Source organism: Clostridium sp. YIM B02555 (assembly GCF_022320955.1).
GTDB lineage: Bacteria > Bacillota > Clostridia > Clostridiales > Clostridiaceae > Clostridium > Clostridium saccharoperbutylacetonicum.
Genome location: NZ_JAKJJY010000001.1, coordinates 145,995 through 165,724 on the forward strand (window position 1 = coordinate 145,995; position 19,730 = coordinate 165,724).

A 19,730-nucleotide genomic window follows, 5' to 3' on the forward strand; every position below is an offset into this window, starting at 1 on the left:
CACCGCCCTATTATTATATCTGCGTATATGCTTTATATTTAATATACTTGTCCAATATCCATTCTAATTATTAATGTTCAATTATAAAGTGTCAATTAGTCACTAAAGCTCAAAGGAGAAAGTTCATGTATATGCTGTTGATTTAGTAAAGCATGTATTAAAAATTATGCCTTCATTAAACAAAATTAATAATTAGTTCTAATGAAGGCAGTGAATTTATTCTAAATTTAATTTATTTTTTAATATATAGTTAGGTATTATAAAATAAGCAATTAAGAAAAGTAAATTATATAGAATGCCAAGCAATAACATCATATGAACTGGGTAAGGTGAATGTATATTATGCAATAGTGTACTTAAGTTTGTATATGAGGCAGCTGTTCCTAAAAGTTGTGTAATTATTCCAGAGATGATACTTAAAGCTATAAAAGCACAAAAGGATAACAATATTCTGTGTTTGCTAAATAAGTGCCCAATTGATATAGAAGAGTAAATCATAGCAATTGATGATGATATTGATAATAAAGCTAGAACAATAAATTCAACAATAAATGCAAATACATGTACTCCAATTTCAGCAGAAATTTCAGAAAAAGCTTTAGAAATTTCAGAGAAGAAGTCACCAAAAACAGTAGGATTAAATGCCATTATAATAATTGAAAGTATTGCAACTAAACCACCAATTATATTCCAAAAAACTGCAATTGAAAGCTTGCTTGCGATATTAGTTGTTGTACTTACAGGCAATGTGTTCATTAAATATCCTTCATCCCCAAGTAAGTTCTTATAAAATCTTTGTATGATTATAAATAGAGTTACTATAACAACTGCAGCCATAGTACAGCCGTAGGCAAATATGCTTAAAATAAAAGGTAGTGCCCCCCAACCTTCGAGTTTTTCTGATAAACCAGTACCTATAAAGAATTTAATTATAGTAGCCAATACTAATAATGCAATGTAAAGTGGAATAAGGGTTCTACCAGTTGCTTTTATTTCATATTTCATTAATTTTCCTAACATCTAAAAACCTCCCTAAATAGAGCATCAACACTCTTTCCTTCATTTTCTCGAATTTCATCAACACTTTTGCTTAAGAATATTTTTCCATAAGATATAAATACAACATCATCTAATATTCTTTCTATATCTGAAATTAAATGTGTACAAATAATAATTGTAGCATTTTCATTGTAGTTAGATATTATTGTATTTAAAATGTAATCTCTAGCAGCAGGGTCAACACCAGCTATAGGTTCGTCTAGTAAGTAAAGATCTGCTTCTCTGCTCATGACTAAAATAAGTTGAACTTTTTCTTTAGTACCTTTTGACATAGTTTTTAGTTTATCGTTAGGATTAATATTTAATTTTTCAAGCATGCTATATGCTTTTTCTGAGTTAAAGTTATCATAAAAATCTTGGAAGAAATTTATTATATCAGAAACTTTCATCCAATCATTTAAATAAGTTCTTTCAGGAAGATATGATACAATTTTTTTTGTTTCAATTCCAGGCTTATTTCCAGCTATAAGGATTTCTCCGCTTGATGGAGTTAACAAGCCATTTGCAATTTTTATTAGTGTACTTTTTCCACTTCCATTAGGTCCTAAAAGGCCAACAATTCTGCCACGGTTAATTGTTAAATCTATACCTTTTAATGCTTCTTTATTAGAATATGTCTTTATTAAATTTCTACATTCTAAAATAGGGCTATTATCCATGCTGAAATTTTCATTAGAAATATTGGTATTAATTTCATTAGAATCATGCAATATTTTATTGTAATCATTATTCATTATTTCATCTCCTTGGATATAATTGTAATAAGTTCTATTGTTTCTTGGTTTGTATAACCGATTTTTCTCATGTTATATAGAAATTTTTCAATTTGTTCTTGAGCCAAATTATTTCTAATATCTTTAATCATTTCAATATCCTCCGTTATAAATCTACCACTTGTTCTTTGACTAAATACTAATCCAGTACGCTCTAATTCTGTTAATGCTTTTTGCATTGTATTTGGATTAACAGCTGCGTCACCTGCCATATCTCTTACAGATGGTAATTTTTCACCAGCCTTATATATGCCTGAAACAATTCTGAGCTGAATTTGTTCCATAAGCTGCATATAAATTGGCCTATCATCACTAAAATTCCATGACATAATCTCACTCCTTAAATTATAGAAATTGTATTATTGCATTATTGTACTAAGTTGTTAATACAATAATACAATTATTAAAAGATCATGTCAATACCTAATCTTTTATTTTAAGTGAAAATTTCAGTATATTTCATTTAAATATATTAAGATAGATTAATAAAACTCGATAATAAATTATGAAAATGTAGAGTGTATAAAGTTTTTTAGAGTGTTTTTTATTATATTGATGAAAAGGGGTAGAGTGTTATGATAAGAATATTAGATGGCAATACGTTGGATATGGATGCATTGGAAATAAAGGATATAATTGATATTGATCTACTGCAAAAATTTCAAGATGATTTTGCTTTTGCAATGAATTGTGCCAGTGTAACTGTAGATAAAGATGGGACTCCAGTAACAAAACCAAGTTCTTATACAAGATTTTGTGATGGATTTATACATACAACTAAAAAAGGTGATGATAGATGTGCAGCATCTCATAAGAGAATGGGAGAAGAAGCTGCTAGAACAGGTAAACCATATATAGGACCATGCCATGCTGGGCTTGTCGATTTTGCTGCGCCAATTATTGTAGAAGGAAAATTAATTGGTACAGTTTTAGGAGGACAAATGGTGACTGAAAGTCCTCAAGAAAGTAATGTTCTTCAAATTGCTAGAGAAATTGATGTAGATGGAAATGGACTTGTAGGGGCTTCAAGAGAAGTTAGTGTAGTTGATTTAAAGCATATAGAAAAAGGAGCAAGCGTATTACATATTGTAGTAAATGCCTTAGCTAAAAATGGATTTAATGGTCTTGAATTAGACTTAATATCAAAAAAATTATCCAATAATTTTATGCAAGTATCTGCTACAATAGAAGAACTTTCAGCTTCAGCAAATAATATTTCATCACAACAAGAGGAATTAAATAGTGAAATTAGTCATGTTGGAGAAATAACAGAACAGATTAATAACATACTTGATGCAATAAAGAATATAGCAGCTCAAACTAAGATGTTAGGTCTTAATGCATCGATTGAAGCTGCCAAGGCAGGAGAAGTTGGAAAAGGATTTTCTGTTGTTGCAACAGAAATAAAAAATTTAGCAGAGACTTCAAAGGAAACAGCAAAAAGTATTTCTGATTTAACAAATAAAATAAAAGAATCAGTTGATGGAACTGTAAAAAATGCAAAGATAACTTTAGATACAACTAAGGAGCAATCTAGAGCAATGGAGGCCGTTTCAGCAACTATTCAAGATTCAGTATTTGTTGTAGATCAATTGAGTAATATGACAGAAAATTTAAAATAGAATAAGTTTAGTAAAAAGACTATCTCTAATTAATGTTGGAGATAGTTTTTTGTTTTTTACAGCAATAGTAATAATAATTTTCTCAATAAGTTGAAGATGAGATTTTGTATGATATAATTAAGTGTATATACACGTGTAATAAAAAATAAGAAGAGGTGTAAAATGACGAGTGATTTATCAGAAGAAATATTAAGATTAAAGAAAGAAAAAAATGCAATTATTTTGGCTCATTATTATCAACCAGGAATTATTCAAGAGTTGGCAGATTATGTTGGAGATTCTTATTACTTAAGTGAAGTTGCGAGAGATTGCAGTGAAGAGGTGGTAATGTTTTGTGGAGTAAGATTTATGGCAGAAAGTGCAAAAATATTATCACCTAATAAAAGAATTTTGATGCCTTGCCCTAGTGCTGGCTGTTCTATGGCAGATATGGCAAGTGGAAAAGCTTTATTAGAATTAAAAGAAAAATATCCAGAAGCATTTGTTGTATGCTATATTAATTCAACATATAACGTTAAAGCGCACTGTGATGTAGCAGTAACATCTTCAAGTGCGTTAAAAATATTAAAAAATATTCAGAGCAAGCAAATAATGTTTTTACCAGATAAAAATTTGGGAGAATATATTTCTGAATTTTTTCCAGAAAAAGAGTTTATCTTGTGGGATGGATTTTGTAGGTGTCATAATAAAATAAGCAAGAAAGATATATTAAAGGTAAAAGAGGAACATAAAGAAGCAAAGGTTTTAGTCCACCCAGAATGTCCAAAAGAAATTAGAGATATGGCTGATTATGTTGGAAGTACGAGTGGAATAATAGATTATGCAACCAAAGATAAAGGAAATAAATTCATTATAGGAACCGAAGAAGGTATTTTACATGAACTTAAAAAGAAAAATCCCACTAAAAAATTTTTTATCCCAGGGGATAAGATATGCTGTCAAGACATGAAGATGACAAACCTTGAAAATCTCTATGATGCACTATTAAATATGAATAATGAAATAACTTTAGATGAGGAGATTAGATTAAAGGCTCTAAAATCCTTAGAAAACATGCATAAATTAGGTTCTGTAGAACCTTAAGAAAGTAAGGCGATTATAAGTGAATAGATTTGTTGATGTATTAATAGTTGGTTCAGGGGTATCAGGTCTTTATTGTGCATTAAATTTGAAGAGTGATTTGAATGTTTTAGTGGTATGCAAAGGCAAGATTGATTGCAGTAATACTTATTTAGCCCAAGGAGGAATATCTGTTGCAAGAGATGAAAAAGATATTCCCATATATATTGAAGATACTTTAAGAGCAGGAAAGTATAAAAATGATTTAGAAGCAGTTAAGGTTTTAGCTTTAGAATCTAGGGTGAATATAGATAAGTTAATAGATATGGGAATTGAATTTGATAGAAATAAAGATGGAAGTTTAAATTACACAAAAGAGGGAGCACATTCTATAAATAGAATCGTTCATACAAAAGATAATACTGGGGAGAGTACAGCAAAGATTCTGATTAAAAATGTTAAACAAAAAGATAATATAAAGATTTATGAGGAAACTTTTTTTATAGATATTATAGAAAAGGAAGAACGCTGTATTGGAGCAGTACTTTTAAAAGAAAATGAGCAGATAAATGTTTATGCAAAAGCTGTGGTTCTTGCGACAGGTGGTATTGGTGGATTATATAATAACTCAACAAATCAAAGGATATTAACAGGAGATGGAATAGTAGCGGCTGTAAAGCATAATATATCATTAAAAGATGTAAATTATATTCAAATACATCCAACAGCATTTTATGAGGAAGAAATAAATCAAAGAAGATTTCTAATATCTGAGTCTTTAAGGGGAGAAGGAGGGATTCTTACAAATGTTAATGGAGAAAGGTTTGTTAATGAGCTGTTACCAAGAGATGTTGTTTCTCAAGCAGTATATGAACAAATGGCAGAAACTGAAACTCCATATGTAAATTTAGATATAAGATTCTTAGGCGAAGATTTTATAAAAAATAGATTTTCAACTATTTATAGAGAATGTTTAAAGAGAGGAACTGATATTACGAAAGAATATATTAAAGTTTCTCCGGCCCAACACTTTTTTATGGGTGGGATAAGAGTGGATTTAAATTCTAGAACATCTATGAATAATTTATATGCAGTTGGTGAGACAAGCTGTACTGGAATACATGGTGCAAATAGACTTGCTAGTAATTCATTGCTTGAAGGGCTTGTATTTTCGAGAAGAGCTGCAAATTTTATTAACAATATTGTTGATAGATTAGAGATTGAAGTCTCTATTGTCGATAAATTAAATAAATCAATAGAAAAAGTTTTAAGAGAAAATACAGAATTAGCTAAGGCAGTTATAAAAGAAAAGGGTGGAATATTAGATGATCAATTACTTAGTTGTAGATAAAATAATAAAGACTGCACTTTTAGAGGATATTCCTAATGAAGATATAACAACTAACTCAATTATAGATGAAAAAAGTATGGCTACTGTGGAATTATTATGTAAAGAAGAGGGCATAATTGCAGGACTAGATGTGTTCAAAAGAGTATTTGATATTTTAGGAAATGTAGAAATAAAATTTTGTAAACATGATGGTGAAAGTGTATATCCTAAAGAGAAGATTGGATTATTAAAAGGAAGTACTAGAAATTTATTAATGGGTGAGAGAATAGCACTAAATTTGCTTCAAAGAATGAGTGGGATAGCTACTTTAACTAATAAATTTGTTCAAGAAATAAAATATACAAATACAAAATTATTAGATACAAGAAAAACAACACCCAATTTAAGAGCTTTAGAAAAATATTCAGTAAAAGTTGGTGGAGGGTGTAATCACAGATTCAATTTGTCAGATGGAATTATGCTTAAGGATAATCATATCAGTGCTGCTGGAGGAATACAGAAGGCTGTCATGCTGGCAAGAGAAAATTCTTCATTTGTTAGAAAGATAGAAGTTGAAGTTGAAAATATTGATATGGTAAAAGAAGCCATTGAAGCTAAGGCTGATATAATTATGCTTGATAACATGAAATTAGATACAGCAAAAGAGGCTGTTAAGCTTATAAATAAAAGGGCTTTAATTGAGTTTTCAGGGAATGTGGAATTAGATAATATCAAAGAAATAGCTGATATAGGAGTAGATTATATATCAGTAGGAGCTTTAACTCATTCAGCTAAAATTCTTGATCTTAGCATGAAAAACTTAACTTTGTTATAAGACAGAATAAAAAAAGTATCATTTTGATGCTTTTTTTATTATTATTTAATTTGTTTCAAATGAAACAGAAAATATAATTAAATTCAAGTATACTAAAATTAATAAATCACTTAAATATAATAAAATATAAATGAGGTTTAGGAGGATGAGATTTATGATAAGAAGAGTAATTAAAATAGATGAAGAAAAATGTAATGGATGTGGACTTTGTGCAAATGCATGTCATGAAGGGGCAATAGGTATAATAGATGGAAAAGCTAAATTGCTTCGTGATGATTATTGTGATGGGTTAGGAGACTGTCTTCCTTCATGTGCAGTTGGGGCTATTACATTTGAAGAACGTGAAGCAGTAGCTTATGACGAAGAAGCTGTTAAGATAAATATGGAAAAGAGAAGAATGGAGGTAAAAAACATGGAAGCAAATAACAACGGAAAAATTCATCTTGGATGTCCAGGAATGCAGGGAAAAGTAATTAATCGTGACAAAGTCGAAGTTAAAAAGGATGTTAGTAGTAATGGAGAGGTAACATCTCAATTAAATCAATGGCCAGTACAAATTAAACTTGTGTCACCAAATGCAGCATATTTAAATAATGCAAATTTACTTATTGCAGCTGACTGTACAGCATATGCATATGGAGATTTTCATAATAAATTTATTAGAAATAGAATTACATTAATAGGCTGTCCAAAACTTGATGAAGGAGATTATTCAGAAAAGCTTACAGCAATTTTAAAAATGAATGATATCAAGAGTGTTACTGTAGTGAGAATGGAAGTTCCTTGTTGTGGAGGAATTGAAAATGCTGTTAAGAATGCATTAAAAGCTTGTGATAAGATGATTCCATGGCAGGTAGTAACTATTTCAACCAATGGAGAAATCATAGAATAGCAGATGAATATAAAATTAAGGTATGACTGTAGCATCAAATTATGATGAGCTGGTTGTACCTTAATATATTTAATTATAAATTATAATTGAGAAATCTTTTATATTAAATTTAGAGAAAAGAGGATATTACTCCCATTATGTAGAATACTATATAATATAAAACTGGAAGGGGGAGTATATATGAATAAGAGGAAAGTATTAATACCTATAGATGGAACTGAAAGAAGCATGCATTCTTTAGATTTCGTAAAAGAAATATTTCCCAATGATTCAATTGAAATCATGTTAATGAATGTTAAAGAATTAGTATTAATTAATGAGATGATAGTTGCAGATGAAATAAAATTTGCACAAGAATTAGGTGAAGAAATATTAGAAGCAGCTAAAGAAAAAATGAAAGATTATAGTAAAGTTGATACGTATTTTACTTTTGGATATCCAGGAGATGAAATTATAAAAAAAGCTCAAGAAGAAAATATTGGTGTAATCGTTATGACGAAATCAACCAAAAGAGGTTTAAATAGAATTATTGGTTCAGTAACAACAAGTGTTGTGAAGAGAGCTAAATGTATTGTAATGATAGTTCCAAATGATTTTACAATTAGTCTTAATTAAATGTGAGAATTATAATTTTAAAATGGATTTTAAAGGCTATCTTAAAAGTGGAATTAAGATAGTCTTTTATCTATGGTATATGGAATTTTACTTTATATAATGATATAATAAAACGAAACTATTTTACTATAATTGTAGAAAATAGAAACAATAAAATATTAAAATTTTTCATAGGTGCATCTTTATTATGAGTTATGTACTCTATTAAAAATTAGTTAAGTATATCTATGGTGTAGAATTTTTATTCCTATATAAATTGAATTGATAATAGGTAATAGAATTGCTAGACATAAGATAAATTATATTCAGTATTAAGGAGTTAGAGATGAGAGCAGTTTATAGAAACCCAAGAGAATTAGCAACATGTTTAAAGGATATTGTAGATACATACAATGATGATTTAATTTCATATGAAAAGATGGAAGAAAGAATCATGAAGATTGTAGATGCAAACAGAGATTCGATTTATAAAGAAAAAGCTATGTCAGTAAAAATCGCTAATGTCTTAGGGGACGAAAGAGTAGAAGTTATCAATAAAGTAGTTGAAAGTAAAGCAGGACAATAGTATTAATTTGCTTTACAGTTTAGGAGTGGAGTTTTAATGGGCAAAAAAATAATACTAACAGGAGATAGACCAACAGGAAAGTTACATATAGGACATTATATAGGTTCTTTGAAAAATAGAGTTGCACTTCAAGAATCAGGATTATATGAAAGCTTTATAATGATTGCAGATCAACAAGCCTTGACAGATAATGCGAGAAATCCTGAAAAAATAAGAAATAGTTTAACTGAAGTAGCATTAGATTATTTAGCAGTTGGAATTGATCCAAGCAAATCTATTATATTTGTGCAGTCACAAATACCAGAATTAAATGAACTTACAATGCATTATTTAAATTTGGTTACTTTATCAAGATTAGAAAGAAATCCAACCGTTAAAGCTGAAATAAAACAAAAGAATTTTGAAAATAGCATTCCAGCAGGATTTCTTATTTATCCAGTAAGCCAAGCGGCTGATATTACAGCTTTTAAAGCTGATACAGTTCCAGTTGGAGAAGATCAATTACCTATGATTGAGCAAACCAGAGAAATTGTTAGAAGTTTTAATTCTCTATATGGAGAAGTTTTAGTTGAGCCTGAAGCTGTGCTTCCAAGTTCAAATGCTGGAAGATTACCAGGTACTGATGGTAAAGCAAAAATGAGTAAATCAATAGGAAATTGTATATACTTATCTGATGATGCAGATACTATAAAGAAGAAAGTTATGTCAATGTATACAGATCCTAATCATATAAGGGTTGAAGATCCAGGGCAAGTAGAAGGAAATACTGTATTTACGTATTTAGATGTTTTTGCTACTGATAAAAATGCTGTAGAAGAAATGAAAGAACATTACAAGCGCGGTGGTCTTGGGGATGTTAAAGTAAAAAAATATTTAAATGAAGTTCTTCAAGCTGAATTGGAGCCAATAAGAAATAGAAGATTAGAATTTGAAAAGGATCTTGATTATGTATATAAGATGTTAAAGGATGGTAGTGATAAAGCTAGAGCAGTAGCAGCTAATACATTAAAAGAGGTCCGAGAAGCAATAGGTATAGAATATTTTGCAGGAAAATAAAATAGTAAATTAGTTTCATTTGAGGGGGAAACAGAATGAAAGCAGCAGGGATATTAAATTATCCATTAGAAGATGTATTTCATATTTTCATTAAGAATGCAAAGAAGGATTTCTCGGATTTTAATGAAGAAGATGCTAAAGGTTGTAAAATACAAAAAAATATTACTTCTGGTGGTGATAAACCAATAGAATGTACAATTGAAATAACAGATTATATTAAAAATGAAAAATATCAAATTACAACTTCAACAAACTATGCATCGTGTGTATCAACATATTATTTTAAAGGTCAAAAAGATGGCACAACTAAATTAGAATTTGAAGAAAATCAAACAACAGAAAAGTTTTTTGGTTATTTATCCTTATGGGTTCAAAGATATATGGCGAGGCGTAACTTTAAGGCAAAATATAATAATATAATTGATGGCCTTAGTAATGAATTGAAGACATATACTGAAAACGTAAAAAGAAGTACACCTAAAAAATAAAATAGTGAAAATGTATAGTACAGTGCTGTTTCAAAATATAATATTTTGAAACAACACTGTATTATGTTTTGATATGAATTTTAATAGACAAAGAATTTCTGATTAGAATATATAGGAATACTAATGGAGATTTTGGAAATAATAGTATTGAAATTCCAAGCTTTGTTGATAAAATTTTAATTTCATCTTATATATACTTTAAGTTACACAATATAGTATAATGAGGGTAAAAGTTTGAATTAAATAAACACATATAATAAATTATTAAAAATATTTTAGGAGGATTTCAATGAAAAAATTATTAATATTAGATTCCAATTCGCTTATGAATAGGGCTTTTTATGCCTTACCTCCTCTTACAAATAGTGACGGAATAAATACTAATGCCATTTATGGTTTTATAAATATGTTATTTAAAATAAAGGATGAAATTAATCCAGATTCTATAATAGCTACCTTTGATTTAAAGGCTCCAACCTTTAGACATAAGGAATATGCAGAATATAAAGCTGGTAGAAATAAGATGCCGCCTGAACTTGCAGAGCAATTTCCGATTATTAAAGACTTATTTAAACTTATGGGAATAAAGATTTTTGAAATAGAAGGTTTTGAGGCAGATGACTTAATTGGTACAGTATCTAAGTTTGCAGAAAACAATGCTACAGAAGTGGCAATAGTCACAGGAGATAAGGATGCACTTCAATTAGCATCTGATAGTACTAAAGTTATTATAACTAAAAAAGGTGTTAGTGAAACAGCAGTTTATGATAGTAAGACTTTTATAGATGAATTTGAAGTGACTCCAACTCAATTCATAGATGTTAAAGGACTTATGGGCGATAAATCTGACAATATTCCAGGGGTTCCTGGAGTAGGAGAGAAAACTGCGTTTAAACTAATTAAAGAATATGGTTCTGTTGAAGAAGTCATGAAAAATATTGATAATATTCCAGGTAAAAAACTTAAGGAAAATTTAGAAAACAATGTTGAACAAGCAATATTTTCCAAAAAACTTGCTACTATAATGAGAGAGGTTCCAATTGAATTAACATTAGACGATATTAATTCAATGGAAAAGGAAAACATAGCAGAAATAAAGAAAATGCTTATAAAACTTGAAATGAAATCAATTTTAGCAAAGTTTAAAGATGATACGGTTTCAGAAGAATCAACGGTTGAAATAAAAAAGATACATAATATAAAAGAAATGAAGGAATTATTTTTAGAAAAGAAAAATAGAATTTATATAGATTATACTTTAAGTGATGCCTCTATATATTCTAAGTTAGAACTTGAATATTTGGTTTTGGGTGAAGATAATAAAGGTATTATTATATACTTTAAAGATATAATTTCTGAAAATAAAGATGAAGCATTAAAGGTTTTAAGAACGTTAATGGAAGATGAAAATATTAAGAAAGTTATTCACGATGGAAAAAACTTTGTTACTTATTTAAATAAGAATAAAATTGAAATTAAAGGTTTTGATTTTGATACAGCAATAGCAGCTTATTTAATAGACTCATCTAAAAATAAATATGAAATTTTAGAACTTGTTAATCGTTACATTGGTGATAATCCAAATACCGAAGATGAGAACCTAAAAGGAATTCTTTCTAGTTACTTGCCAGAAATTTATGAGGAATTAAAAGAAACTCTTCATAAAGAAAATATGGATAAACTTTATTATGAAGTTGAGCATCCGCTTATTTATGTACTTTCATCTATGGAGAGCATTGGATTTAATATAAATAAAGGCATGCTAGATGAATTACAGATTAAGTTTAAGAAAGAAATAGAAGAAACTCAAAACGAAATATACAAATTGTCTGAAGAAGAATTTAATATAAGTTCTCCAAAGCAATTAGGAAAAATACTTTTTGAAAAATTGGATTTACCAGTGCTCAAGAAGACTAAGACAGGATATTCAACTAATCAAGAGGTTCTAGAAAAGTTAATTGATAAACATGAAATAATTCCAAAGATAATGTATTATAGGCAGATTACTAAAATTAATTCAACCTATGTTGAAGGATTAAAAAATGTAATTGATGAAGATGGACGTATTCATTCAAACTTCAATCAAACTGTAACTACAACAGGAAGATTATCAAGTACAGAACCTAATTTGCAGAATATCCCAATAAAATATGAAATGGGCCGTGAAATAAGAAAAGTTTTTATACCTATGGAAGAAACTGATATACTTGTTTCATGCGACTATTCTCAAATTGAGTTGAGAGTTTTGGCACACATTGCTGGAGATGAAAATATGATAGATGCATTTGAACATCATAGTGATATTCATACAAAGACAGCTTCAGAGGTTTTCAAAGTACCAATAGATGAGGTGACTTCTCTTATGAGAAGTAGAGCAAAAGCTGTTAACTTTGGAATAGTATACGGAATAAGTGCATTTAGTTTGGCAGAAGATTTAAAGATATCTAAAAAAGAAGCAGAAGAATATATGTCAATTTACTTAGAAAGATATCCGAAGATAAAAGAATATCTGGAAAATGTAGTTAAAGAAGCTCAAGAAAAAGGATATGTACTTACAATTTTAAATAGAAGAAGATTTATTCCAGAAATAAAAGCTTCAAATAAAATAGTAAAAGCTTTAGGAGATAGATTGGCAATGAATGCGCCAATTCAAGGAAGTGCTGCAGACATAATTAAGTTAGCAATGGTTAATGTTTATAATAAGTTAAATGAAAAGAATTTAAAGAGTGAATTGATTCTTCAAGTTCATGATGAACTTATATTAAATGTTAAAAAAGAAGAATTTGAAGAGGTTAAAAAGTTAGTTGCAGAAGAAATGGAAAATGCTATTAAACTAAAAGTAGCTCTAGATGTAGATGTGAATTTTGGAAAAACATGGTATGATGCAAAATAATAAATTATGCATTAAAAAGGAGTTTATATACAAAAATGATTAAGATAGGTTTAACAGGTGGGATCGGCACAGGAAAAAGTACCGTTTGTAGTATTTTAAAGAGTGAAGGCTTTAAAATTATTGATGCAGATATGATATCTAAGGAAGTTTTAGAAAAAAATCATCAGATTTTAGAGCAAGTTCGTTCACAATTTGGATCAGGTTTTTTTGATTGGAGAGGAGAATTTAGAAGAAGAGAATTTGGAAATCACATATTTAGATTTCCAAAGGAAAGAGTAAAATATGAAAATATAATTATGCCATACATTAAGAAGGAATTAGAAAATCAGATTAAATTATATGAAAAAAAAGGTGAAAAGATAGTAATAATAGATGCTCCAACCTTAATTGAGAATAATATGCAGGGTGAGATGGATTATATTATTTTAGTGTGTGTAGATAATTCAGTACAAATTCAAAGAGTTATGAATAGAGATAAATTAAGTAAATCTGAGGTTGTAACTAGAATAAATGCTCAAATGTCTATGGAAGCTAAGAAGGAATTTGCAAATATTATTATTGATAACAACGGAGAAGAAATTGCAACACAAAAGCAAGTTTATGATTTGATAGATTTTATAAAATTAATAAGTTAAACTCTTTGTTAATTTCTAAAGTACGCCTAAATTAAGGAGAAGATAATGAGTTTTGGAGGAAAGATTCTACGTAAATTAATATGGTTTATTGTAATTTTTGTAGCAATTATTGTAGGATGCAGGTATCTCATAAAAGAGAACTTTTTTCCATATAAATATAAAGAATATGTAGATAAATATAGTTCTCAATATGAGCTGGATCCATTGTTTGTTCTGGCTGTAATAAAAACTGAAAGTAATTTTGATGATGATGCACGTTCTCATAAAAATGCTGTAGGACTCATGCAAATTACTGTTGAGACTGGAGAATGGGCAGCTAAGGAAATGGGATACAGTAAATTTTCCAAAGAAGATTTATATAATGAAGAATATAATATAAAAATGGGATGCTGGTATCTAAAAAAATTAAACGATAGTTTTGATAAGAATTTAGATTTGACAATTGCAGCTTATAATGCGGGACCAACAAATGTGAAAGCCTGGCTTGATAATGAAAAGTATTCTTCAAATGGAAAGTGTATAGATTATATACCTTTTGGAGAGACTAAGAAATATGTAGATAAAGTAAATACCTACTATAATATATACAAATATTTATATAAGGAAAACGCAAGTTTCTTTGATATAAATAAAGCAGCTAATTTAATTAAAAGTTTGATTAGTGTTCATTTTTTAAGTTAATCAATTATTTTATTTATTATATTGATTATTTTATCTAAATTTCCGATATAATATAAATAAGAAAAGCTTAGTAACTGCGAATTACTAAGCTTTTTTTTAGAACATTTCTGGCATTAGTCCTTTTAGAGTATAGAATTTTTTTAGAAGTTATGAGCACTTAATCTTGGTTTGATTGAACGTTATTTTTTATTTTTATAATACTTATTCTTCCTGTAAGCGCTGTATCATATTTAAAATTGCATCTACACTATTAAAATTTTCAGGAACTATTTCAATGGCAGGAATTTTAATATCATATTCCTCACCAATCAAGTTGACAATTTCAACAATATCAAATGAATCTAAAATTCCATCATCTACTAGAGAACCACATTCTCTAAAATCAATATCGTCTCTAACACCTTTTAATAATTCAATTAAATTTTCCATAACAATTCTCCTTTATTATAATAATTTATATTATGTTGTTATAACAAAATCATAGTAAATAACCTGCATAACAAGTTATTTACTTAAATATAAAAATTAATTTCAATGTATGCATGGTTATTTTATATAGTCATTCTTTAATTTTACTCGATCAATTTTATCGTTCGCATTAAGTGGCATGCTTTCCTTCTTGTGATAAATATTTGGTATCATATAGCGAGGTAACTTTTGCTTTAAAAGCTGAGATAATTTTTTTAACTCTAAATTTCCTGTGTATACAGCAATAATTTGATCACTTTCCTTATTATATAGACAACAACACATATCAACACCATCTAATGCACCAATTGCATTTTCTATTTCTCCTAATTCTATTCGGTTTCCCATGTGCTTAATTTGGAAATCTTTTCGTGATACATATATCATCTCTCCATTTTCATTTAAATAAACTAAATCACCTGTACAATAAACTTTTTCAGGATAACTATTATTTAATGGATTTTGAATAAAGACTTCTTTTGTTTTTTCTGGGTTATTATAATATCCACAGGATAAAAAAGAACCACGAATTAGCAATTCACCAATCTTGCCATATTCTTCAACTGCTTTTCCATTCTCATCAAGAATCACTGCATCTACATTGTCGCATGGGGTTCCTATTGGAATAGGTTCATCATCTTTAAATTCTCTATCTACTATATAATAAATTCCAATGTCAGTAATTTCAGTAGGTCCAAATAAGTTTGCATAAATTGCGTTAGGAACATGTTTACGCCAAATATTAAGTTGTTTAGTAGGCATTGTTTCACCTGCAAACAAAATTTTCTTCAAATTTTGTGGATTTACGACCTCTAATGCACCAAAATTAGCTACTATGCTTAATGCCGAAGGTACCCAGTATATTGTGTTTATATCTTTTTCATTTAAAAACTCCAATAATTTTATTGGAAATGAAAAGAGCAGTTTAGGTATAATATGAAGTGTTGCACCACTTCGAATTGTTGCAAATATATCTAATACAGACATGCTAAAATAAAATGGCGTTTGATTTCCGAATATAGTGTTTTCATTTAAATCAAAGGTTTTAACTACCCAACCAGAGTAGTCAATTACGGAACGATGACATACAATAACTCCTTTTGGTATTCCTGTTGATCCACTTGTAAAAAGAATATATAAAGGATCAGTGTCAATCATTTTTCTTCTGACAATCGCAAGCTTTTCTTTATCTTGAGGAGTTTTGCAAATTTCATCATAAGATATTTTTATACAATCTGTTTCCATAAGGGAAAGGAATTTCGCTGTTTTATCATCATAAATTACAGCCGCAGGCTCAAGTGTTTTTAAGATTATGTTAATACGTTCAATTGGCATTTGTGAATCAATTGGTACATAAAAGCATCCTCCATATGCCGCTCCCATAAAAACTGCAATATTTCGTGAATTTTTTTCCATATAAACAACAACTGCTTTATGTGTACTGATTTTTTCTATTAAATAGCTTCCAATACTTCGAGCTGAATCTGCCAATTCACTATAAGTAAGTTCATATTGGTTATCGGAAAAGGCAACTTTATTTGGAAATGTTTGCTCTGAATTTTCTAAGTATGCTAAAATACTTTTTTCCATATCATTTCCTCCAAATTCTATAAAATATTATTTTGAAATGTCTTCTTCATAGTAACGAACATTATTATTATCATTAGAACCTGCTATTTTGGCATTTACACGTATCTTGTATTTCTTATATATTGTAGAATCAAAGACAAACGTTGGATTTTTATCATAATTTCGTATTATCTGCTCCTTACCATTTTGTAAGTCTGTCAACACAAATTGATATTCTGGAGTTACCTTAGTTCCATGAATAGAATCCGCTGTTAATGTTATTTTACTGTCTTTCTTTGTAAAACTGAACCATGTAATTGAAACATAGTTTTCGGCTGCATTATATTCTTCAGGCTTATAAAAATATTTATTCATATCTTCGCCATTTTGCCTTAGTTTCAAGAAGTTTGCCAAAGACTCAGAAAAAGCTTCAGCTCCCTTGCTGTTAAGATGCTCAGCATCACTAAAGTAATCTTCCTTTGATTTAAATAACTCTGGTTTAATTAAATTATAATCATAATATTCAATATTTAAATTCTTGGCAATTTTAGCTATTTCATTATTAAAGTCAAAATAATTCTTTACTCTTAGAACTTGATATACAGGAGCAGGTGTAGTCAAGAGGATTAATTCGCAATTATTTGCTTTGCATAAGTCAGATATTTTTTTCAAGTAGTCCACATTCATTTTTTGTATATCACTTATATTTCTAATGTCATGAGAACCTTTCACATTATCATAATTAATAGTTCCTTTTGAATCAGTTGGATTAACTTTTACAGCTCCTTTTCCTATATAACCACTTTTATTATTTGCTAAAGCTTCTACTTGTCCAGCTTCTGGATAATTGATATAAGTCGGAGTTAATTTTCCATAAATATTTTTTATTAAATTTTGTATAGAGTCTACATGATATCCACGCCATGGAAACAGTCTGTCTAAATAAGAACCATCTTGAGCTGAGGAAGCAAAATAATATTGTACTTCATTAAAAAATGAATTCATATATGGTGCCGTTGAAAGATATACCAAGGATTTTTCTACCTTAGATGTAAAATTATTTTGTTCTGCAGTTAAAATGATTAATTTAGGCTTTTGATAATTAAACAACTCCTTTAAGGAATAGTAAGTACCAACAAACATTTGTGAAGGAAATGCATAATCGAAGGTTTTTAAGCCTAGTTCTTTGTTCATTGTGTATGGGTTAATATCTCTTTCTGATAGTGAAGCACCTACAAATGCCACATCTATATTTTCTTTTTTGGAATACATTTCACGCATCGTCATTCTTGTATTATTGCCTTTTGGTACAAATGCAAAGGTTAAAGCATAATTTATCATAATAAATACTATTACAAATGTAATTACTTTAAACCATGCTGCTTTAGAATTGTGCATACATAAAACCTCCCAATAAATTTGTAGAACTAGCATCAAAATAGATGATGGTAAAAATTAATATATATAGCACTATCCATCTAAAAACTAAATTTTGCTCAGATAAAAATGAACGAATTTTTATACCAGCTTCTTGCATTATACTTATTGTTAATAGAACAATAGTTGCCACGATTAAAACTTGAAAATCAAATTCTTTAAGTCCTAGTTTAAAGATTGTTCCATCCATTAATTGATTAATATTAAAATTCACTATTGTATTATGCAGCATATAAAGTGAAGCGTCTAAGCTATTTGCTCTATCAAAATACCAGCCTAAATTTACAATAAAAAATGTTCTTAATATCCTAAATAGATGATATGAGAAGCATTCAGTATTTACTTTTAGTATTCTTTTTAACCATATATAAAAGGGATCTATAATTGCACTAAAGGCAATTATAATACCGTTATATAATCCCCATGCCACGTAATGCCAATATGGTCCATGCCAAATTCCAACAACTAAAAACACAACAAGGTTAGAAATGGCAACTGGTATGACTTTTCCCATTCTCTTTCCCAGGTATTTACCTGCTAGTTTTCCTAATTTGGACATTCTTTTGGTTAGTGCTAAAGGATAGAAAATATAATCTCTCATCCATGAGCCTAGAGTTATATGCCATCTACGCCAAAATTCTGACAAGGAAGTTGAAAAATAAGGGCGTTTAAAATTTATCGCCATATCAATTCCAAATAATTCTGCAATTCCCATTGCTACATCAATTCCACCTGAAAAATCTGCATACTGTTGTAAGGAATAAAATAATATTCCTAATATTGTAATACCGCCACCATACTGGTCGTAATGATTAAATACTTGATTAACAACTGAAACAGCTCTATCAGCAATTATCATTTTTTTAAACAGTCCCCATAAAATTAACTGCGTTCCATATTCAAATTTTTTTAAATCAAATTTATGAGTTTCATATAGTTGATTTGCTAATTTATCAAATCTATTAATGGGACCTTGTATAATTTGAGGAAAAAAGGAGATAAATAGTGCGAATTTAAAAATATTATTTTCAGCTTTATATTTGCCATTATATACATCAATCAAATATCCCATGGATTGAAAGGTATAAAACGATATGCCAAGTGGGAGCAATAACCCTAATGTAATAGGTTCTATTTTTCCTTTCGATACCAAATTGAACAAATCAGTAAGATTTATAGCTAAGAAATTAAAGTATTTTAAAAAACCGAGAATTCCAAAATTAATTAATAATACGCACCAAAAAATTATTTTCTGTTTTTTCTTTGCTAAAGTTATTATATTTTTCTTAACTTCAGGTGTAAGAACTTCTTTTTTTTCATTTAGCTCAATTTCCTTCTTCTCATTAATTTTATCAATGAAAATTGTCCCAATCCAAACACTAAGTGTTGTAAAAAGTATATATCCAATAGTCTTTAAACCAGCAAATGAATAAAAAACATAACTGCCAATCAGTAAACATATCCACTGAAATTTTTTAGGTAATAGATAATATGCAGAAATTAATATACATAAGAAAAGCCAAAAATTAAACTGCAAAAATGACATTACTTCACTTCCTCATTTAAGTACATAATATATAATATTGTATTCAGTATAATTTATTATATTGTCAAAATAGTGACAGCTTTAAAAATATTTAGAAGTTAATCCAACTATAAGCATGATTAAACGATAGGTAATAATTTAATACTATTAATAGCATTTATCAGCCAATTTAATAGAGCCTATAAAATAGAAAAGCCCAAGTAAGCT

General features: G+C 28.6%; 19 protein-coding genes. 12 read left to right on the plus strand and 7 right to left on the minus strand.

Annotated elements, in window-relative coordinates; all coding sequences use genetic code 11:
* Positions 1-216: 216 nt before the first annotated feature.
* The 3 genes from L3B98_RS00650 to L3B98_RS00660 all read right to left on the minus strand — a co-directional run bounded on the left by L3B98_RS00650 (position 217) and on the right by L3B98_RS00660 (position 2,161).
* The gene (locus L3B98_RS00650) at positions 217-1,020 is read right to left on the minus strand and encodes an ABC transporter permease (protein WP_238915166.1); all 804 of its coding nucleotides are present in this window, start codon (positions 1,018-1,020) and stop codon (positions 217-219) included.
* Positions 1,014-1,718, minus strand: a complete 705-nt coding sequence (locus tag L3B98_RS00655; protein WP_026106449.1) for an ABC transporter ATP-binding protein — start codon at positions 1,716-1,718, stop codon at positions 1,014-1,016. Before L3B98_RS00655 ends, L3B98_RS00650 begins: the two co-directional genes overlap by 7 nt.
* Positions 1,719-1,792: 74 nt before the next feature.
* A complete protein-coding gene (locus tag L3B98_RS00660) occupies positions 1,793-2,161 on the minus strand; it encodes a GntR family transcriptional regulator (protein WP_015390974.1) in 369 nt (122 codons plus the stop codon).
* 246 nt (positions 2,162-2,407) lie between these two features.
* Here L3B98_RS00660 and L3B98_RS00665 point away from each other — a divergent pair, with 246 nt between their 5' ends.
* The 12 genes from L3B98_RS00665 (at position 2,408) to L3B98_RS00720 (ending at position 14,503) form a co-directional block, all read left to right on the plus strand.
* Complete coding sequence (locus tag L3B98_RS00665; RefSeq protein ID WP_238915167.1) at positions 2,408-3,454, plus strand: PocR ligand-binding domain-containing protein; 1,047 nt, start codon at positions 2,408-2,410, stop codon at positions 3,452-3,454.
* 162 nt (positions 3,455-3,616) lie between these two features.
* Positions 3,617-4,537, plus strand: coding sequence for a quinolinate synthase NadA (gene nadA, locus L3B98_RS00670; RefSeq protein WP_238915168.1), 921 nt, complete (start codon positions 3,617-3,619; stop codon positions 4,535-4,537).
* A 19-nt stretch (positions 4,538-4,556) separates the two neighbouring features.
* The gene (locus L3B98_RS00675) at positions 4,557-5,864 is read left to right on the plus strand and encodes an L-aspartate oxidase (protein ID WP_238915169.1); all 1,308 of its coding nucleotides are present in this window, start codon (positions 4,557-4,559) and stop codon (positions 5,862-5,864) included.
* Complete coding sequence (gene nadC, locus L3B98_RS00680; protein ID WP_343073590.1) at positions 5,842-6,678, plus strand: carboxylating nicotinate-nucleotide diphosphorylase; 837 nt, start codon at positions 5,842-5,844, stop codon at positions 6,676-6,678. The genes L3B98_RS00675 and nadC overlap by 23 nt, the downstream gene beginning before the upstream one ends.
* 154 nt (positions 6,679-6,832) lie before the next feature.
* On the plus strand, positions 6,833-7,570 hold the full coding sequence (locus L3B98_RS00685; RefSeq protein WP_238915171.1) for a 4Fe-4S binding protein: 738 nt from the start codon (positions 6,833-6,835) through the stop codon (positions 7,568-7,570).
* A 180-nt stretch (positions 7,571-7,750) separates the two neighbouring features.
* Positions 7,751-8,185, plus strand: a complete 435-nt coding sequence (locus L3B98_RS00690; protein ID WP_015390980.1) for a universal stress protein — start codon at positions 7,751-7,753, stop codon at positions 8,183-8,185.
* 325 nt (positions 8,186-8,510) lie between these two features.
* Positions 8,511-8,750 carry a TIGR04540 family protein gene (locus tag L3B98_RS00695; RefSeq protein WP_015390981.1) on the plus strand — a complete coding sequence of 80 codons (240 nt, stop codon included), beginning with the start codon at positions 8,511-8,513 and terminating at the stop codon, positions 8,748-8,750.
* A gap of 36 nt (positions 8,751-8,786) precedes the next feature.
* Positions 8,787-9,806 (plus strand): tryptophan--tRNA ligase, encoded by a 1,020-nt coding sequence (gene trpS, locus L3B98_RS00700; protein ID WP_077360711.1) that lies wholly within the window; start codon positions 8,787-8,789, stop codon positions 9,804-9,806.
* A 35-nt stretch (positions 9,807-9,841) separates the two neighbouring features.
* Positions 9,842-10,294, plus strand: coding sequence for a DUF3284 domain-containing protein (locus tag L3B98_RS00705; RefSeq protein WP_015390983.1), 453 nt, complete (start codon positions 9,842-9,844; stop codon positions 10,292-10,294).
* A gap of 289 nt (positions 10,295-10,583) precedes the next feature.
* On the plus strand, positions 10,584-13,187 hold the full coding sequence (gene polA, locus L3B98_RS00710; RefSeq protein ID WP_015390984.1) for a DNA polymerase I: 2,604 nt from the start codon (positions 10,584-10,586) through the stop codon (positions 13,185-13,187).
* 35 nt (positions 13,188-13,222) lie between these two features.
* Positions 13,223-13,822 carry a dephospho-CoA kinase gene (gene coaE / locus L3B98_RS00715; protein ID WP_015390985.1) on the plus strand — a complete coding sequence of 200 codons (600 nt, stop codon included), beginning with the start codon at positions 13,223-13,225 and terminating at the stop codon, positions 13,820-13,822.
* A 45-nt stretch (positions 13,823-13,867) separates the two neighbouring features.
* Positions 13,868-14,503: a lytic transglycosylase domain-containing protein gene (locus tag L3B98_RS00720; RefSeq protein WP_238915172.1), complete on the plus strand. Its 636-nt coding sequence runs from the start codon at positions 13,868-13,870 to the stop codon at positions 14,501-14,503.
* Positions 14,504-14,704: 201 nt separating this feature from the next.
* Here L3B98_RS00720 and L3B98_RS00725 read toward each other — a convergent pair whose 3' ends face one another.
* The 4 genes from L3B98_RS00725 to L3B98_RS00740 form a co-directional block, all read right to left on the minus strand.
* Positions 14,705-14,932, minus strand: coding sequence for an acyl carrier protein (locus L3B98_RS00725; protein ID WP_077360715.1), 228 nt, complete (start codon positions 14,930-14,932; stop codon positions 14,705-14,707).
* A 117-nt stretch (positions 14,933-15,049) separates the two neighbouring features.
* Positions 15,050-16,561: an amino acid adenylation domain-containing protein gene (locus L3B98_RS00730; RefSeq protein ID WP_238915173.1), complete on the minus strand. Its 1,512-nt coding sequence runs from the start codon at positions 16,559-16,561 to the stop codon at positions 15,050-15,052.
* A 27-nt stretch (positions 16,562-16,588) separates the two neighbouring features.
* The gene (locus L3B98_RS00735; RefSeq protein ID WP_238915174.1) at positions 16,589-17,938 is read right to left on the minus strand and encodes a lipolytic protein G-D-S-L family; all 1,350 of its coding nucleotides are present in this window, start codon (positions 17,936-17,938) and stop codon (positions 16,589-16,591) included.
* Positions 17,925-19,523, minus strand: a complete 1,599-nt coding sequence (locus tag L3B98_RS00740) for an MBOAT family O-acyltransferase (protein ID WP_238915175.1) — start codon at positions 19,521-19,523, stop codon at positions 17,925-17,927. Before L3B98_RS00740 ends, L3B98_RS00735 begins: the two co-directional genes overlap by 14 nt.
* Positions 19,524-19,730 lie beyond the last annotated feature (207 nt).